Source organism: Pseudomonas sp. BRG-100, assembly GCF_000737955.1.
Lineage (GTDB): Bacteria > Pseudomonadota > Gammaproteobacteria > Pseudomonadales > Pseudomonadaceae > Aquipseudomonas > Aquipseudomonas synxantha_A.
Map to the genome: position 1 here is coordinate 1,082,508 of NZ_JPRX01000001.1, position 15,283 is coordinate 1,097,790.

Annotated in this window: 16 protein-coding genes; 15 read left to right on the plus strand and 1 reads right to left on the minus strand. The window is 60.3% G+C overall.

Going from position 1 to position 15,283, the window contains the following annotated elements; genetic code table 11:
• Positions 1 to 174 precede the first annotated feature (174 nt).
• From JH25_RS22455 to JH25_RS22420, 8 genes are read left to right on the plus strand one after another with little or no spacing between them, the layout of a single operon-like run.
• Positions 175 to 1,377, plus strand: a complete 1,203-nt coding sequence (locus tag JH25_RS22455) for a PepSY-associated TM helix domain-containing protein (protein ID WP_032876963.1) — start codon at positions 175 to 177, stop codon at positions 1,375 to 1,377.
• Positions 1,374 to 1,910 carry a hypothetical protein gene (locus JH25_RS22450; protein ID WP_032876967.1) on the plus strand — a complete coding sequence of 179 codons (537 nt, stop codon included), beginning with the start codon at positions 1,374 to 1,376 and terminating at the stop codon, positions 1,908 to 1,910. The genes JH25_RS22455 and JH25_RS22450 overlap by 4 nt, the downstream gene beginning before the upstream one ends.
• Positions 1,907 to 2,230: a hypothetical protein gene (locus tag JH25_RS22445; protein WP_005786738.1), complete on the plus strand. Its 324-nt coding sequence runs from the start codon at positions 1,907 to 1,909 to the stop codon at positions 2,228 to 2,230. Before JH25_RS22450 ends, JH25_RS22445 begins: the two co-directional genes overlap by 4 nt.
• Positions 2,227 to 2,787 (plus strand): DUF6162 family protein, encoded by a 561-nt coding sequence (locus JH25_RS22440; RefSeq protein WP_032876971.1) that lies wholly within the window; start codon positions 2,227 to 2,229, stop codon positions 2,785 to 2,787. Before JH25_RS22445 ends, JH25_RS22440 begins: the two co-directional genes overlap by 4 nt.
• Before the next feature lie 19 nt (positions 2,788 to 2,806).
• Positions 2,807 to 3,727 (plus strand): metal ABC transporter substrate-binding protein, encoded by a 921-nt coding sequence (locus JH25_RS22435; protein ID WP_032876974.1) that lies wholly within the window; start codon positions 2,807 to 2,809, stop codon positions 3,725 to 3,727.
• Positions 3,724 to 4,470 carry a metal ABC transporter ATP-binding protein gene (locus JH25_RS22430; RefSeq protein WP_005786733.1) on the plus strand — a complete coding sequence of 249 codons (747 nt, stop codon included), beginning with the start codon at positions 3,724 to 3,726 and terminating at the stop codon, positions 4,468 to 4,470. The genes JH25_RS22435 and JH25_RS22430 overlap by 4 nt, the downstream gene beginning before the upstream one ends.
• Positions 4,467 to 5,366 carry a metal ABC transporter permease gene (locus JH25_RS22425; protein WP_005786732.1) on the plus strand — a complete coding sequence of 300 codons (900 nt, stop codon included), beginning with the start codon at positions 4,467 to 4,469 and terminating at the stop codon, positions 5,364 to 5,366. Before JH25_RS22430 ends, JH25_RS22425 begins: the two co-directional genes overlap by 4 nt.
• Entirely contained in the window at positions 5,366 to 6,328 is a 963-nt protein-coding gene (locus JH25_RS22420) for a metal ABC transporter solute-binding protein, Zn/Mn family (protein ID WP_032876978.1), read from the plus strand. The genes JH25_RS22425 and JH25_RS22420 overlap by 1 nt, the downstream gene beginning before the upstream one ends.
• Here the strand turns inward: JH25_RS22420 and JH25_RS22415 are convergent.
• The gene (locus JH25_RS22415; protein ID WP_032876981.1) at positions 6,309 to 7,034 is read right to left on the minus strand and encodes a UTRA domain-containing protein; all 726 of its coding nucleotides are present in this window, start codon (positions 7,032 to 7,034) and stop codon (positions 6,309 to 6,311) included. The two genes, JH25_RS22420 and JH25_RS22415, sit on opposite strands and share 20 nt — an antisense overlap.
• Positions 7,035 to 7,385: 351 nt before the next feature.
• Here JH25_RS22415 and JH25_RS22410 point away from each other — a divergent pair, with 351 nt between their 5' ends.
• The 7 genes from JH25_RS22410 to JH25_RS22380 all read left to right on the plus strand — a co-directional run bounded on the left by JH25_RS22410 (position 7,386) and on the right by JH25_RS22380 (position 15,193).
• Complete coding sequence (locus JH25_RS22410) at positions 7,386 to 8,462, plus strand: ABC transporter substrate-binding protein (protein ID WP_005786727.1); 1,077 nt, start codon at positions 7,386 to 7,388, stop codon at positions 8,460 to 8,462.
• A gap of 179 nt (positions 8,463 to 8,641) precedes the next feature.
• A complete protein-coding gene (locus tag JH25_RS22405) occupies positions 8,642 to 9,448 on the plus strand; it encodes an alkaline phosphatase family protein (protein WP_032876984.1) in 807 nt (268 codons plus the stop codon).
• A 5-nt stretch (positions 9,449 to 9,453) separates the two neighbouring features.
• Complete coding sequence (locus tag JH25_RS22400; RefSeq protein WP_164699551.1) at positions 9,454 to 10,290, plus strand: ABC transporter permease; 837 nt, start codon at positions 9,454 to 9,456, stop codon at positions 10,288 to 10,290.
• Positions 10,277 to 11,077, plus strand: a complete 801-nt coding sequence (locus JH25_RS22395) for an ABC transporter permease (RefSeq protein WP_032876990.1) — start codon at positions 10,277 to 10,279, stop codon at positions 11,075 to 11,077. The genes JH25_RS22400 and JH25_RS22395 overlap by 14 nt, the downstream gene beginning before the upstream one ends.
• Complete coding sequence (locus JH25_RS22390; RefSeq protein ID WP_032876992.1) at positions 11,074 to 12,063, plus strand: ABC transporter ATP-binding protein; 990 nt, start codon at positions 11,074 to 11,076, stop codon at positions 12,061 to 12,063. Before JH25_RS22395 ends, JH25_RS22390 begins: the two co-directional genes overlap by 4 nt.
• A 33-nt stretch (positions 12,064 to 12,096) precedes the next feature.
• The gene (locus JH25_RS22385) at positions 12,097 to 12,750 is read left to right on the plus strand and encodes an HAD family hydrolase (RefSeq protein ID WP_032876994.1); all 654 of its coding nucleotides are present in this window, start codon (positions 12,097 to 12,099) and stop codon (positions 12,748 to 12,750) included.
• Positions 12,751 to 13,111: 361 nt separating this feature from the next.
• Entirely contained in the window at positions 13,112 to 15,193 is a 2,082-nt protein-coding gene (locus JH25_RS22380) for a carboxy terminal-processing peptidase (protein ID WP_228309648.1), read from the plus strand.
• Positions 15,194 to 15,283 lie beyond the last annotated feature (90 nt).

Genomic DNA, 15,283 nt, shown 5'->3' on the forward strand with positions numbered 1-15,283 from the left:
ATCAGCTCTCAAATGCGGCCTGAATGTGAACCTGAAACATTTTCTTTCATATGCGCCTTAGGGATTTCTCATTCTCATTCGTCTTAATTTAGATACAGCCCGTCGCGTCAGCAAAAGCTACGACTGGCCTTTTCCGGGCTTTCATTGCCCCCTTCGCTCAAGACCCTCATTCATATGTCGAAGAAGTCACGCTCCAAACTCTGGTTTCTCGTACATAGCTGGCTGGCGTTGCCCATCTGGTTCTTTGTACTGATCGTCTGTGTCACCGGCACCCTGGCCGTGGTGAGCCAGGAAATCGTGTGGCTGGCCAACCCGGATATCCGTGCGAGCAAGCCGTCGGATGACGCCCAGCCACTGAGCTTTGACCAGGTGATCGCGGCCATCAAGCGCGATGAGCCCAAGGCAATCGTCCAGTCCATCATTCGCCCGGATGAGTCGCACTTCGCCCTGAGCGTCGGCCTCAGCTACCCGGATGGGCGCTCGGTGGACGTCTACGCCAACCCCTATACCGGAGCGATCCAGGGCATCAGCCCCTCGTTCAACTTCCAGCAATTTACCCGCGCGCTGCATGGCTGGTGGCTGGTGCCGTTCACCAATGGGTACAGCTGGGGCTGGTACCTGGTATCCGCGCTGGGCTTGCCACTGCTTGCCTCGCTGATCACCGGGCTGGTGGTGTACAAACGCTTCTGGAAAGGTTTCCTGCGCCCTACCCTGCGTATCCGACACGGTGCGCGGATCTTCTGGGGCGACTTTCACCGCCTGAGCGGCATCTGGTCCATCTGGTTTATCGCGGTCATTTCAATCACCGGCACCTGGTTCCTGATCGAGGCGGCCTTGAGCGACAACCAGATATCCATTTCCAGTGAGCCCATCGTGCCGGTGATTGCCCGTGAAAAGGTGCCATTGTCGGCGTCGGGCGTCCCGGCACCGATGATCCCTATCGATAAGGCCATCGACATCGCCGCCGAAAAAATCCCGGGGCTGGACGCCAGCTTTGTGTTCATGCCAAGCAACGCGTACAGCCACCTCCAAATCGGCGGGCGCGGCTGGTACCCGTTGATGTTCCAGACCGCGCAACTGAACCCCTATGACGGTGAAATTGCTGTCTCGAACCTGTTGTCCGACCGCACCCCCCTGGAGTTCGTCACCGAGTCGATGCGCCCGTTGCATACCGGTGACTTCGGCGGTTTGTGGATCAAGTTGATCTGGGCCTTCTTCGGCCTGGTGCTGAGCATGATGGTATTGAGCGGCTTGCTGATCTGGACCAAGCGCACGGCCCTGGCCACCCTCAATGCCCTCAAGCGCGAAGCCAAGACGCAACGTCAACCCGCTTCTATCCCGGCCATGCACGCCAAAACCTCGGAGGCACAGCGATGAGCAAGGTCGCGACCGTACCGCCATCCCCCCTGCGCGCCTTCTGGCTGAAATGGCGTTTTCACATCAATGTTCTGCTGTTGCTGATACCCCTGGGGTTCATGCCCAAGTACTTCGCCGACGCCGCACTGTTTCGCGGGGATACCGGCATCGGCGAGCGCGTAGCCGGGCAAGTGCAAGTCGGCCCCTGGAGCCTGACCCTGGCCGAGTTCCGCAATGAAGGCCCGAGCCCAAACCCGGCCGGGCCGATGAAATTCTTCAACGCCGCCCTGTGTGACACCTGCGCCAACGAAGTCAAGGCCACCTACCTGCGTATCGGTAAACCCCGCAGCCTGCGCGCCGCCGGGGTGATCTTCTTCGGTACGCCATACCGCATGGGCGCCGCCCTGCCGGTGCCGGAACGCACACCAGTGGACGCCGAAGTCTGGGTGACCATGGAAGGCTGGGACGGCAGCATGCACCAGGGTTCCATCCCGCTGAACCAGGCTTCGCCTGCCACCATTGCCTGGCTGAACAAGCAAGGAGTCAAACCATGACGTTCAAGCGCCTGACCCGCGCCGCACTGTTACTGTGCGCCGGCTTGAGTACCACCGCCTTTGCCCACAACCCGATGTGCGAATGCAAGGAAATCCCCGGCGAGCAGATCCAGTGCAAAGGCGGTTTTTCCGACGGCAGTGGCGCACCCGGCGTGACGCTGGATGTGATCGGCTACGACGAAACCATCCTGGTGCCCGGCAAGCTCGGTGAAGATTCGACCCTGACCTTCAAGAAGCCCGCAGCCGAGTTCTATGTGCTGTTTGATGCAGGCCCCGGCCACGTGGTGGAAATCGACCAAGCGGATATCCAGGCGCAATGAGTACTACACAGGTTGTACGCCCCGCCGGTGCCGGCCATGAAACGCTCTATGTGCTGCTGCTGTGCCTGATCATCCTGGCGGTGGCGGGCACGGTCGTGGCGCTGCACGGTGAAACCCAGGAAATTGCTGCGGTGCCAAGCCACCAGTTGGACGCCCGCCGTGACCTGAGCGCCGCCGAGCAAGGCATCTACGCCGACCTGCGGGTGACTCTGGATGAAATCCACTTGTTGCAGCAGGAGCAAAGCGCCCTGCCGACACCTGAGCAACTGGCCGACGAAGGCTTCGCCCCCTTTGCCCAGGATGCCAGCTCGGTCAGCCGTGGTGGCCATCGCTGGCAGTTACTCCCCTCGGCCGCCTACCTGGGCTTGAGCCAGGCACCGGCCACCAGCGGCTCGCTGCTGATGCGCGTGCAGGGCGACGAGCCGGATATCTGGCTCAACCGCAGCGTCAATCTTGCCGCCCCCTCCGACCTCACTGACCAGGCACTGATCGCAGCCGGCTGGCAGCAAGTGGTTGCGCAATTCGATGCCGGCGTGACCCGCCAGCATCGTCACTGAACGAGAAGACCGATTGCCCATGTCTATTTCATCGCCCCTGTTGCGCCTGTTACTGGTCAGCTTTCTCAGCCTGCTGCTCGCTCCCCTGGCGAATGCCGAAGCAGCTAAACGCCTGCGTATCGGCATCACCCTCCACCCCTACTACAGCTACGTGGCCAATATCGTCGGCGACAAGGCTGAAGTGGTACCGCTGATCCCGGCCGGCTTCAATCCACACGCCTACGAGCCCCGCGCCGACGACATCAAGCGCATCGGCACTCTGGACGTGATCGTGCTCAATGGGGTTGGCCATGACGACTTCGCCGACCGCATGATCGCCACCAGCGAGCGCCCGGACATCAAGGTGATCGAGGCCAACGCCAACGTGCCGCTGCTGGCGGCCACCGGCAATGCCGCGCGCGGTGCGGGCAAGGTGGTCAACCCGCACACCTTCCTGTCGATCAGTGCATCGATTGCCCAGGTCAACAACATCGCCCGCGAGTTGGGCAAGCTCGACCCGGACAACGCCAAAACCTACACCCAGAACGCCCGCACCTATGGCAAGCGCCTGCGCCAGATGCGCGCCGACGCCCTGGCCAAGTTGACCAGCGCCCCCAACCCGGACCTGCGCGTTGCCACGGTGCACGCAGCCTACGACTATCTGTTGCGCGAGTTCGGCCTGGAAGTCACCGCAGTGGTAGAACCGGCCCACGGTATCGAGCCAAGCCCCAGCCAGTTGAAGAAAACCATCGATGAACTGCGCGCCCTGGATGTGAAGGTGATCTTTTCGGAGATGGATTTCCCGTCCACCTACGTCGAGACCATCCAGCGTGAATCCGGGGTCAAGCTGTACCCGCTGTCGCATATTTCCTATGGCGACTACAGCGCTGAAAAATACGAAGTGGAAATGACCGGTAACCTCAACACTGTGGTCCGCGCAATCCAGGAGTCAGGGGCATGACCGCCGCCCAACAACTGAACGCCGTCAGCGTCGGCCCGACCCTGAACTTCGACCAGGTCTCGCTGACCCTGGGGCGCACCGTGATCCTCGACGACGTGAGTTTCCAGGTACAGCCAGGCAGCATCCATGCGCTGGTCGGTCCGAATGGCGGCGGCAAAAGCTCGCTGATCAAGACCCTGCTCGGCCAAACGCCCCACCAGGGCCGTTTAAGCCTGGAGTGGCCGGCCGCGCCCGGCACCATTGGCTACGTGCCTCAGGCGCTGGAGTTCGACCGCGGCCTGCCGATGACCGTCGACGATTTCATGGCTGCCATGTGCCAACGGCGGCCTGCGTTCCTTGGCCTGTCCCGGCATTACGCAGCGGCGATCGGTGACGCACTTGAGCGCGTCGGCATGCACGACAAACGCAAGCGTCGCATGGGCGCGTTGTCCGGCGGTGAACGCCAGCGCGTGCTGCTGGCCCAGGGCCTGATCCCTGCACCGCAATTGCTGGTGCTGGACGAACCCATGTCGGCCCTTGATGAAGCCGGCATCCAGGTGTTCGAACGGCTGCTCAATGATTGGCGCCTGGCCGGGATCACCGTGCTGTGGATCGAGCACGACCTGGAAGCCGTCGGCCGCCTGGCTGACCGTGTCACCGGCCTGAACCGTCGCGTGCTGTTCGACGCCACGCCAAAAGAGGCGCTGACCCCGGACCGCCTGCTGACCCTGTTCTCCACTCACCCGCGGAGCCCGGCACAATGAGTTATGAAGCCTTTCGCTTGATGGTCCAGGGCTGGGCGTCTTCCGGTTACCTGCCGGAAGCCCTGGCCTACGGGTTTGTGGTCAACGCCCTGCTCGCTGGCTTGCTGATCGGCCCGGTGCTGGGCGGCCTGGGCACGCTGGTGGTGGTCAAGCGCTTTGCGTTTTTCTCCGAAGCGGTCGGCCATGCTGCGCTGACCGGCGTGGCCGTGGGCATCCTGCTGGGCGAACCCTACACCGGGCCCTATGGCAGCCTGTTCGGCTACTGCCTGCTGTTCGGCATCCTGCTCAACTATCTGCGCAATCGTACCGGCCTGGCGCCGGATACCTTGATCGGCGTGTTCCTGTCGGTGTCGCTGGCGCTGGGCGCCAGCCTGCTGCTGATCCTGGCCGGCAAGATCAACGTGCATATCCTCGAAAACGTTTTGTTTGGCTCGGTACTGACGGTCAACGGCAATGACTTGCTGGTACTGGCAATCGTCGGTTCGCTGGTCATGGCCCTGGCATTGCCGCTGTACAACCGCATCATGCTCGCCAGCTTCAACCCGCAACTGGCGGCGGTGCGCGGTGTGGCGGTGAAGACGTTGGACTACCTGTTCGTAATCCTGGTAACGCTGATCACCGTGGCTGCGGTCAAGGTGATCGGCGCGATCCTGGTCGGTGCGCTGCTGGTGATCCCTGCCGCCGCGGCGCGCCTGTTGAGTCAATCGCTCAAGGGCTTTTTCTGGGTCTCGGTGCTGATCGCCACTGTGAGTACCCTGTGCGGCATCCTGCTGCCGATCATCTTCGACCTGCCGATCCCGTCCGGCGCTGCAATCATTCTGGTTGCCGGTATCGCCTTCGCCTTCGCCGCCATCGCTCGCGGCACCGTGCCCAGCCTCAAAGGGAATCTTGGATAATGCGCCCTGTCTTTCGCCCAATGGCCCTGGCCATCGCTTGCTTGATCAGTACATCGGCACTGGCTGCCGTTGATGGTTTTGACCCGAAGGAATTCAAGGCCGATCACGGCCTCGGCCATGCCGCGCTGACCAAGGCCAAGTCGGTAAAACCGGTCAAGGTGCTGGCCTCGCTGCCCATTACCTACGGTTTGGCCGAAGTGCTGCTCAAGGATACCGACGTGCAACTTGAACGCGCCGCGCCAGCCAACCTACCTGGCTCGCGGCAGGTGTCCTACTTCACCGGCCGCGGCGCGGCGGCACTCAACACCTTGGCGCAGGACGCCGACGCCGCCATCGGCTTGCGCTCGCTGTGGGCCGATGATCCGCTGTACCCCGTGGCACGGCGCAGCAATATCCGCATCGTTGAAGTGGACGCTGCACGCCCGGTGGACGGTGGCTTGCCGGGCATTGCGGTACAACCGGGCGTCACCGATGGCCTCAACAGCCAACCCTGGCAATCGAGCAACAATCTGGGCCGTATGGCCGATGTATTGGCCGCCGACCTGAGCCGTCTCGCCCCAGGCGCCAAACCAAAGATCGATACCAACCTGGCGGCACTCAAGCAACGCCTGCTCAAGCTCACCGCCGACAGCGAGGCGCGCCTGGCCAAGGCCGATAACCTGAGTGTGGTCAGCTTGAGCGATCACTTTGCCTATTTGATCAGCAGCTTGAACCTGGAACTGGTCAGCACCGATGCTCGCCCAGACGCAGACTGGACGCCTGAAGCGCTGCAAAAACTCAGTGCGCAGCTCAAGGACAACGAAGTGGCGGTGGTGTTGCACCATCGTCAGCCGAGTGAAGTGGTAAAAGCAGCTGTCACTGCAGGTGGCTCCACACTGCTGGTGTTGAATGTGGACGGCGCCGAACCGGTGACAGAGTTGCAAACCAATGTGGATCAGGTGATCAAGGCGCTGACGCCATAACGTCTACCCCCACATGAATCGCATCATGGCGCCAGAACTCCAGGTCGCAGTCGATCAAACGCTGGTGCTGGTCATAGTTGACCCGGGCGATGCGCAAGCCCGGGCTGCCCACCGAGACGCGCAGCGCAGCGGCCGCTTCCACCGGCAGTGAGGTCGGCACAATCTCGAAACGCACCCGCCCGTAGTGCAAGTCATATTTGCTGGCATACAGCTCAGTCATCGACTGATTCAAATCACACGCCAGGATCCCCGGAAAATACTGCGGGTTCAGGTAGTGCTCCACGTACAACACCAGGCGTCCGTCAATCCTGCGGCCCCGGCAAATCTGGATCACGCTCGACAACGCCGGCAACTGCAACCACGCGCACACCGCCGCCGACGCCGGTTGCAAGCGTGCGGAAATGACCTGCGTGGAAGCCTCACGCCCCTGGTCGCTGACCATCGCGTGAAAGTGGCTGCGCTGCATCAGGTTATAGGCCAGCCGCGGTGGCGAGACGAACCAGCCCCGGCGCTCTTCGCGATAAATCTGTCCTTGGGCCTCCAGTTGTAACAAGGCTTCCCGCACGGTAATGCGGGTGGTACCAAACAACTCGCTGAGCTTGCGCTCGGCGGGCAATTTGCTGGCTGGCGGCAACAGGCCGTGGTCAATCTGCTCCTGCAGCGCCAGGCCGATGGAAGTTACCGCCTTGATTGCCTCATCCCGCATCAACGTTACCTATCTGGACTAGACCAGCACCGTTCAGGTGCACAAATCGCGCTCTATCTGGGCTTTTGCTGCTGCGAGCCAGCCTAGGCATTACAGATGACCGACAGATGACAGCCGGCATCCGCCGCCTGCACCACACCCTGCAATACATCGGCCAAGTCCAGGGACTGCGGGCTGTTGGGCATGGTCTACGCTAAGTCTGAGCTGAGCGACACCCGTGCTTCAAAAACGACATCGACATGAAACTGTCATCCATCGGGCCTAAATTGGCTCAGGTATTGCTGACCTAGACCACACCCTCGCCAACGTTCGTATAAAACGCCGCGTGTAAAACGCCCAAAGGAGCTTCGGATGAAACAGCTTTTCCTGGCATCACTGTTAGGCTCGACCATTGCCATGTGCACCGCCGCCATGGCCGCTGATACCGATCTAAAAACCTTGGAAGCCGCCGCCAAGGCGGAAGGCGCCGTCAACAGCGTCGGCATGCCCGATGATTGGGCCAACTGGAAAGGCACCTGGGAAGACCTGGCCAAGACCTACGGCCTCAAGCACATCGACACCGACATGAGTTCGGCCCAGGAAATCGCCAAGTTCAAAGCCGAAAAAGACAACGCCAGTGCCGATATCGGTGACGTGGGCGCAGCCTTCGGCCCGATCGCGGTGAAGCAGGAAGTCACCCAGCCATACAAACCCTCCACCTGGGCGCAGGTTCCGGATTGGGCAAAAGACAAGGACGGTCACTGGGCCCTGGCCTATACCGGCACCATCGCGTTTATCGTCAACAAAAAACTGCTGCACGGCTCCGAAGTCCCGACCAGTTGGGCCGACCTGCAAACCGGCAAATACAAGGTGTCGGTGGGTGATGTAAGCACCGCAGCCCAAGCCTCCAATGCGGTACTCGCCGCCGCTATCGCCAACAAGGGCGACGAGAAAAACATCGCACCGGGCCTGCAGTTTTTCACCAGGATCGCCCAGCAAGGTCGCCTCTCACTGTCCAACCCGACCATCGCCACCATGGAAAAAGGCGAAGTCGAAGTTGGCATTGTCTGGGACTTCAACGGCCTGAGCTACAAAGCCAAGATGGCCAACCCGGATGACTACGTGGTGCTGATTCCATCGGATGGCTCGGTGAAATCGGGCTACACCACCATCATCAACAAATACGCCAAGCACCCGAACGCCGCCAAGCTGACCCGCGAATACATCTTCAGCGATGCAGGCCAACTCAACCTGGCCAAAGGCAATGCGCGTCCGATCCGTGCAGAAACCGACCTGAAGCTGCCGGCCGATATCGCCAAGAACCTGATCCCGGGCGAGCAATACACCAAGGCCAACCCGCAGCCGATCAAAGATGCCGATGCCTGGGAAGCGACGTCCAAGAAGCTTCCGCAGATGTGGAACGAGCAGGTCATCGTAGAGATGAAGTAATCGGTCTCTCTGATCGAAGTGCGGTCAGTGTGGGAGCTGGCTTGCCTGCGATAGCGGTCTGACATTCAACATTTGTGTCCACTGATACACCGCCATCGCAGGCAAGCCAGCTCCCACATTTGATCCGGTTTCAACCGAAAAAACGATATCTGCCCATCTGTCGCGGAGCCCCAGCCCCCATGAAGCACACTGTCATCCTTGTCGTGCTCGACGGCCTGAACTTCGAGGTCGCCCAGCACGCCATGGGACACTTGCAGGCCTACGTCGGCGCAGGACGCGCAGCCCTCTACAAACTGGAATGCGAACTGCCCGCCCTGTCCCGCCCGTTGTATGAATGCATCCTCACCGGCGTGCCACCGATTGACAGCGGCATTGTCCATAACAACGTCTCGCGCCTGTCCAACCAGCGCAGCATTTTCCACTACGCCACCGATGCTGGCTTGGCCACAGCAGCGGCGGCTTACCATTGGGTCAGCGAGTTATATAACCGCACGCCCTTTGTCGCCGCGCGTGATCGCCACACCGACAACAAGGCACTGGCGATCCAGCACGGGCATTTCTACTGGACTGACCACTATCCGGACTCCCACCTGTTCGCCGATGCCGAGAGCCTGCGGCTCAAGCACGCGCCCAACTTTTTGCTGGTGCATCCGATGAATATCGACGATGCCGGCCACAAGCATGGCCTCGACACCGCGCAATACCGCAACAGCGCCCGTTCGGCCGACATTATCCTGGCCGACTACCTGCAAGGCTGGCTCGACGCCGGCTACCAGGTGCTGGTCACGGCCGACCACGGCATGAACAACGACCGCTCTCACAACGGCCTATTGCCGCAAGAGCGCGAAGTGCCGCTGTTTGTCCTCGGTGACGCCTTCAGCCTGGATGCTGACGCCGCGCCGAAACAAACCGATCTGTGCGGTACCGTCTGCGAGCTGCTTGGCGTGCCGCACGACAAACCGGTGTGCCGGGAGTTGCTCAAGTGAATTCGATGACCCGCGGCAAATGGCTGGCCCTGCTGTGCCTGGTGCCCTTCGCACTGTTCTTTATCGTGTTCGAGATCGCGCCGCTGGTATGGGTGCTGATCAACAGCCTGCAAACCGAAGAGGCCGGTTGGGGCCTGGAAAACTTCACACGGATCTTCAGTTCGAAGTTCTACCGGCAGGCGATTCAGCTCAGCCTGGAGATCAGTTTCTACTCCAGCATCTTCGGCATCATCATCGCAACCCTGGGCAGCTACTCACTGCGACGGGTGGATTCGCCGCTGCGCAACTTCGTCACAGCGTTTGCCAACATGACCAGCAACTTCGCCGGCGTGCCCCTGGCCTTCGCGTTCATCATCCTGCTGGGCTTCAACGGCAGCATCACCATCATGCTCAAGCAGGCCGGGATCATTCAGGACTTCAACCTGTACTCCAAGACCGGCTTGATCATCCTCTACACCTACTTCCAGATTCCTCTTGGTGTGCTGTTGCTCTACCCGGCCTTTGATGCATTGCGCGAAGACTGGCGTGAGTCGGCTGCGCTGCTCGGCGCCAATGGCTGGCAGTTCTGGCGACATATCGGCTTGCCGGTGCTCACCCCTGCCCTGCTTGGCACTTTCGTAATCCTGTTGGCCAACGCCCTTGGCGCCTACGCCACGGTCTACGCCCTGACCACCGGCAACTTCAACGTGCTGCCGATCCGCATCGCGGGGCTGGTCTCTGGTGATGTGTCGCTGGACCCGAACATGGCCAGCGCCCTGGCCGTGGTACTGGTGGCGCTGATGACGGTGGTCACCGTGGTCCATCAACTGCTGCTCAAGAGGAGCTACCATGTCTCGCGCTGATGCCGGCCCGGCCTCCCTCTACCATCGGGTAGTGGTGTACCTGCTGTTCCTTATTCTGGTACTGCCGCTGATCGGCACCTTTGTCTACTCGATCTCCAGCAGTTGGTCGGCGACTATCCTGCCCGCCGGATTCAGCGTGAAATGGTACGTACAGCTGTGGAGCGACCCGCGCTTTCTGATGGCGTTCGGGCAATCGTTGCTGGTGTGTGTGGGCGCGTTGATCCTTTCGGTGGTATTGATTTTGCCGCTGCTGTTCGTGGTGCATTACCACTTTCCCAAGCTTGATGCGCTGATGAACATTCTGATTCTGCTGCCCTTCGCGGTGCCGCCGGTGGTGTCTTCAGTCGGTTTGCTGCAACTGTACGGTTCCGGGCCGTTGGCGATGGTGGGTACGCCGTGGATTCTGATCGGCTGCTACTTCACCGTGGCACTGCCGTTCATGTACCGGGCGATCACCAACAACCTGCAAGCCATCAACCTGCGCGACCTGATGGACGCCTCGCAACTGCTCGGCGCCAGCACCTGGCAAGCGGCGATCCTGGTGGTGCTGCCTAACCTGCGCAAAGGCCTGATGGTGGCATTGCTGTTGTCGTTCTCGTTCCTGTTCGGTGAGTTCGTGTTCGCCAACATCCTCGTCGGCACGCGCTACGAGACCCTGCAGGTGTACCTCAACAACATGCGCAACAGCAGCGGCCACTTCACCAGTGCCGTTGTGATCTCCTATTTCTTCTTTGTGCTGGTGCTGACCTGGGCCGCCAATATCTTGAACAAGGACAAAAGCCAATGAGCTTCGTCAGCGTCCAACATCTGCAAAAAAGCTACACCGGCACGCCAGTGTTCAGCGATATCAACTGTGAAATCGCCAAGGGCGAGTTCGTCACCCTGCTCGGCCCGTCCGGTTGCGGCAAGTCCACCCTGCTGCGTTGCATCGCGGGGTTAACCTCGGTAGACAGCGGCACAATCCTGCTGGATGGGCAGGACATCGTGCCCCTGAGCCCGCAGAAACGTCAGATCGGCATGGTGTTCCAGAGCTACGCGCTGTTCCCCAACATGACCGTGGAGCAGAACGTCGCGTTCGGCCTGCGCATGCAAAAGGTCAACGCCGACGACAGCCACAAGCGCGTGCAGGAAGTGCTGCAATTGGTTGAGCTAACGGAACTGGCCGGCCGCTATCCGCACCAGATGTCCGGCGGCCAGTGCCAGCGCGTCGCCCTCGCCCGCTCCCTGGTGACCCGCCCGCGCCTGCTGTTGCTCGATGAACCGCTGTCGGCATTGGATGCACGTATTCGCAAGCACTTGCGCGAACAGATCCGCCAGATCCAGCGCGAACTGGGGCTGACCACGATTTTCGTGACCCATGACCAGGAAGAAGCCCTGACCATGTCCGACCGCATCTTTTTGATGAACCAGGGCAAGATCGTGCAGAGCGGCGATGCCGAAACCCTCTATACCGCCCCGGTGGATGTGTTTGCCGCCGGTTTTATCGGCAACTACAACCTGCTCGATGCCGACAAGGCCAGCCAGTTGTTGCAACGGCCAATCAAGGGGCGCATTGCCATTCGCCCCGAGGCCATCGAGTTGAGCCGCAGCGGCGAGCTCGATGCGCTGGTGCGCAGCCACAGCTTGCTGGGTAACGTGATTCGCTACCGCATCGAAGCCCGTGGCGTGGAATTGGTGGTCGACGTACTCAATCGCTCGGCCGACGACCTGCACCCGGACGGCCAGCGCCTGGCACTTTCCATCGACCCCAGCGCCCTGTGTGAAGTAGCCTGACAGGCAGCGACCTATTGAGAGAGAACATGACGGATGGCATTGGTAATTTTTGATCTGGACGACACCCTGATCCACGGCGACTGCGCCACCCTGTGGAGCGAACAGATGGGCCGCCTGGGCTGGGTAGACCCTGAGTCTTTCATGCGCAGGAACAACGAATTGATGGACGCCTACAGCCGAGGCGAGTTGCGCATGGAAGACTTCATGGACTTCAGCCTGGAGCCGATGATCGGCCGCACCCCGGAAGAAATCGAGCATCTGGTGGAGCCGTGGGTTGAGGACGTGATCGAGCCGCTGATCTATAGCGACGCCACCAAGACCATCGCCCGCCACCGTGCGAATGGCGACCGGATCCTGGTGATTTCCGCCTCGGGCACTCACCTGGTCACGCCGATTGCGGCGCGTATCGGTATTGAAGAAGTGTTGGGGATTAACCTGGACGTCGGCCACGGCGTGTACAGCGGCAGCACCGTAGGCGTGCTGACCTATCGTGAAGGCAAGATCACGCGCCTGCTGGAATGGCTGGAGCAGGAAGGAGAAACGCTGGAGGGGGCGTATTTCTACTCGGATTCGCGCAATGACTTGCCGCTGCTGCTCAAGGTGGATCACCCGCAGGTAGTGAACCCGGACCCGGTGTTGCGCGCCCATGCCGAACAGGCCGGCTGGCCGATCCACCACTGGACCTGAATCAATAGAGATCAACCTGTGGGAGCTGGCTTGCCTGCGATAGCGGTGCAACAGTGAAGAATTCTTCATCTGCTGCACCGCTATCGCAGGCAAGCCAGCTCCCACACTGACTGCATTTCAATCCAGGATTCGGTCAGGCTGTTGGCAATATGGACTACATCGAATGTAGGACTGGGTTCTTCTAACCCTCCACATGCCCCTCAACGCCTTGCAATGCTTTCACAGTGCCTCCATAGTGAGTCTGGACTGAGCCCGTAGCAGTAGCGTCGGGCTTTTTGCATTATGCGACCGGACCATATGGAACCGGCTCCCTCAAAGACGGCCTAATATGCGTTATCAATTGCCCCCGCGTCGAATCAGCATGAAGCATCTGTTCCCCAGCACCGCCCTCGCTTTTTTCATTGGTCTCGGCTTCGCGTCGATGTCGACCAATACGTTCGCAGCCAATAGCTGGGACAACCTTCAGCCTGATCGCGATGAGGTGATTGCCAGCCTTAACGTTGTCGAGTTGCTCAAGCGCCATCACTACAGCAAGCCGCCGCTGGACGACGCTCGCTCGGTGATCATCTACGACAGCTACCTCAAGCTGCTGGATCCGTCGCGCAGCTACTTCCTGGCCAGCGATATCGCTGAGTTCGACAAGTGGAAGACGCAGTTCGACGACTTCCTCAAAGGCGGCGACCTGCAGCCCGGCTTCACCATCTACAAGCGTTACCTGGACCGCGTCAAAGCGCGTCTGGACTTCGCCCTGGGTGAGCTGAACAAAGGCATCGACAAGCTCGACTTCACCCAGAAGGAAACCCTTCTGGTGGATCGCAAGGATGCCCCTTGGCTGACCAGCACGGCAGCGCTGGACGACCTGTGGCGCAAACGCGTCAAGGACGAAGTGCTGCGCTTGAAGATCGCCGGCAAAGAGCCCAAGGCCATTCAGGAATTGTTGACCAAGCGCTACAAGAATCAGTTGGCGCGCCTGGACCAGACCCGTGCCGAAGATATCTTCCAGGCCTACATCAACACCTTCGCGATGTCCTACGACCCGCACACCAATTATCTGTCGCCGGATAACGCGGAAAACTTTGATATCAACATGAGTCTGTCCCTGGAAGGCATTGGTGCCGTCCTGCAAAGCGACAATGACCAGGTCAAGATCGTACGTTTGGTGCCGGCAGGCCCGGCGGACAAGACCAAGCAGGTCGCCCCGGCAGACAAGATCATTGGCGTGGCCCAGGCCGACAAAGAGATGGTCGATGTGGTCGGCTGGCGCCTGGACGAAGTGGTCAAGCTGATCCGTGGCCCCAAAGGCAGCGTGGTGCGCCTGGAAGTGATTCCGCACACCAACGCACCGAACGACCAGACCAGCAAGATCGTGTCAATCACCCGTGAAGCGGTGAAGCTCGAAGACCAGGCGGTGCAGAAGAAAGTCCTCAACCTCAAGCAGGATGGCAAGGACTACAAGCTGGGCGTGATTGAGATCCCGGCCTTCTACCTGGACTTCAAGGCGTTCCGTGCCGGTGACCCGGACTACAAGTCCACCACCCGCGACGTGAAGAAGATCCTGACGGAACTGCAGAAAGAAAAAGTCGACGGCGTGGTCATCGACCTGCGCAACAACGGCGGCGGCTCCCTGCAAGAAGCCACCGAGCTGACCAGCCTGTTTATCGACAAAGGCCCAACCGTGTTGGTCCGCAATGCTGATGGGCGTGTCGACGTGTTGGAAGACGAGAACCCGGGCGCCTTCTACAAGGGGCCGATGGCGTTGCTGGTCAACCGTCTCTCGGCCTCGGCTTCAGAGATTTTCGCCGGCGCCATGCAGGACTATCACCGTGCGCTGATCATCGGCGGCCAGACTTTCGGCAAGGGCACCGTGCAGACCATTCAGCCGCTGAACCATGGCGAGCTGAAACTGACGCTGGCCAAGTTCTACCGGGTTTCCGGGCAGAGCACCCAGCATCAGGGCGTGCTGCCGGATATCGATTTCCCGTCGATTATCGACACCAAGGAAATCGGCGAAAGCGCACTGCCTGAAGCCATGCCATGGGACACCATCCGCCCTGCGATCAAGCCGGCGTCGGATCCGTTCAAGCCGTTCCTGACGCAGTTGAAGGCAGACCACGACACCCGCTCTGCCAAGGATGCCGAGTTCGTGTTTATCCGCGACAAGCTGGCCCTGGCCAAGAAGCTGATGGAAGAGAAAACCGTCAGCCTCAACGAAGCGGATCGCCGTGCACAGCACTCCAGCATCGAGAATCAGCAATTGGTGCTGGAAAACACTCGCCGCAAAGCCAAGGGTGAAGATCCGCTCAAAGAGCTGAAGAAAGAAGATGAAGATGCCTTGCCGACCGAAGCGGATAAAACCAAACCGGAAGATGATGCCTACTTGGCCGAGACTGGCCGGATCCTCCTCGACTACCTGAAGATCACCAAGCAGGTGGCCAAGCAGTAAATGATGGCAATTTAATGTGACCGCTCCACGCAGTGTCATCATATAGACATCATTCTGTCGTGAAATGAAAGGACCGTAGGCTTAACGCCT

Excerpts from the sequence above, each read along its gene's own strand:
- JH25_RS22445 (WP_005786738.1), top strand. The coding sequence starts at position 1,907 with ATGACGTTCAAGCGCCTGACCCGCGCCGCACTGTTACTGTGCGCCGGC.
- JH25_RS22405 (WP_032876984.1), top strand. The coding sequence starts at position 8,642 with ATGAAGCACACTGTCATCCTTGTCGTGCTCGACGGCCTGAACTTCGAG.
- JH25_RS22415 (WP_032876981.1), bottom strand. The coding sequence starts at position 7,034 with ATGCGGGATGAGGCAATCAAGGCGGTAACTTCCATCGGCCTGGCGCTG.
- JH25_RS22440 (WP_032876971.1), top strand. The coding sequence starts at position 2,227 with ATGAGTACTACACAGGTTGTACGCCCCGCCGGTGCCGGCCATGAAACG.
- JH25_RS22435 (WP_032876974.1), top strand. The coding sequence starts at position 2,807 with ATGTCTATTTCATCGCCCCTGTTGCGCCTGTTACTGGTCAGCTTTCTC.
- JH25_RS22390 (WP_032876992.1), top strand. The coding sequence starts at position 11,074 with ATGAGCTTCGTCAGCGTCCAACATCTGCAAAAAAGCTACACCGGCACG.
- JH25_RS22410 (WP_005786727.1), top strand. The coding sequence starts at position 7,386 with ATGAAACAGCTTTTCCTGGCATCACTGTTAGGCTCGACCATTGCCATG.
- JH25_RS22430 (WP_005786733.1), top strand. The coding sequence starts at position 3,724 with ATGACCGCCGCCCAACAACTGAACGCCGTCAGCGTCGGCCCGACCCTG.
- JH25_RS22385 (WP_032876994.1), top strand. The coding sequence starts at position 12,097 with ATGGCATTGGTAATTTTTGATCTGGACGACACCCTGATCCACGGCGAC.
- JH25_RS22450 (WP_032876967.1), top strand. The coding sequence starts at position 1,374 with ATGAGCAAGGTCGCGACCGTACCGCCATCCCCCCTGCGCGCCTTCTGG.
- JH25_RS22420 (WP_032876978.1), top strand. The coding sequence starts at position 5,366 with ATGCGCCCTGTCTTTCGCCCAATGGCCCTGGCCATCGCTTGCTTGATC.
- JH25_RS22400 (WP_164699551.1), top strand. The coding sequence starts at position 9,454 with ATGACCCGCGGCAAATGGCTGGCCCTGCTGTGCCTGGTGCCCTTCGCA.
- JH25_RS22425 (WP_005786732.1), top strand. The coding sequence starts at position 4,467 with ATGAGTTATGAAGCCTTTCGCTTGATGGTCCAGGGCTGGGCGTCTTCC.
- JH25_RS22455 (WP_032876963.1), top strand. The coding sequence starts at position 175 with ATGTCGAAGAAGTCACGCTCCAAACTCTGGTTTCTCGTACATAGCTGG.
- JH25_RS22380 (WP_228309648.1), top strand. The coding sequence starts at position 13,112 with ATGAAGCATCTGTTCCCCAGCACCGCCCTCGCTTTTTTCATTGGTCTC.
- JH25_RS22395 (WP_032876990.1), top strand. The coding sequence starts at position 10,277 with ATGTCTCGCGCTGATGCCGGCCCGGCCTCCCTCTACCATCGGGTAGTG.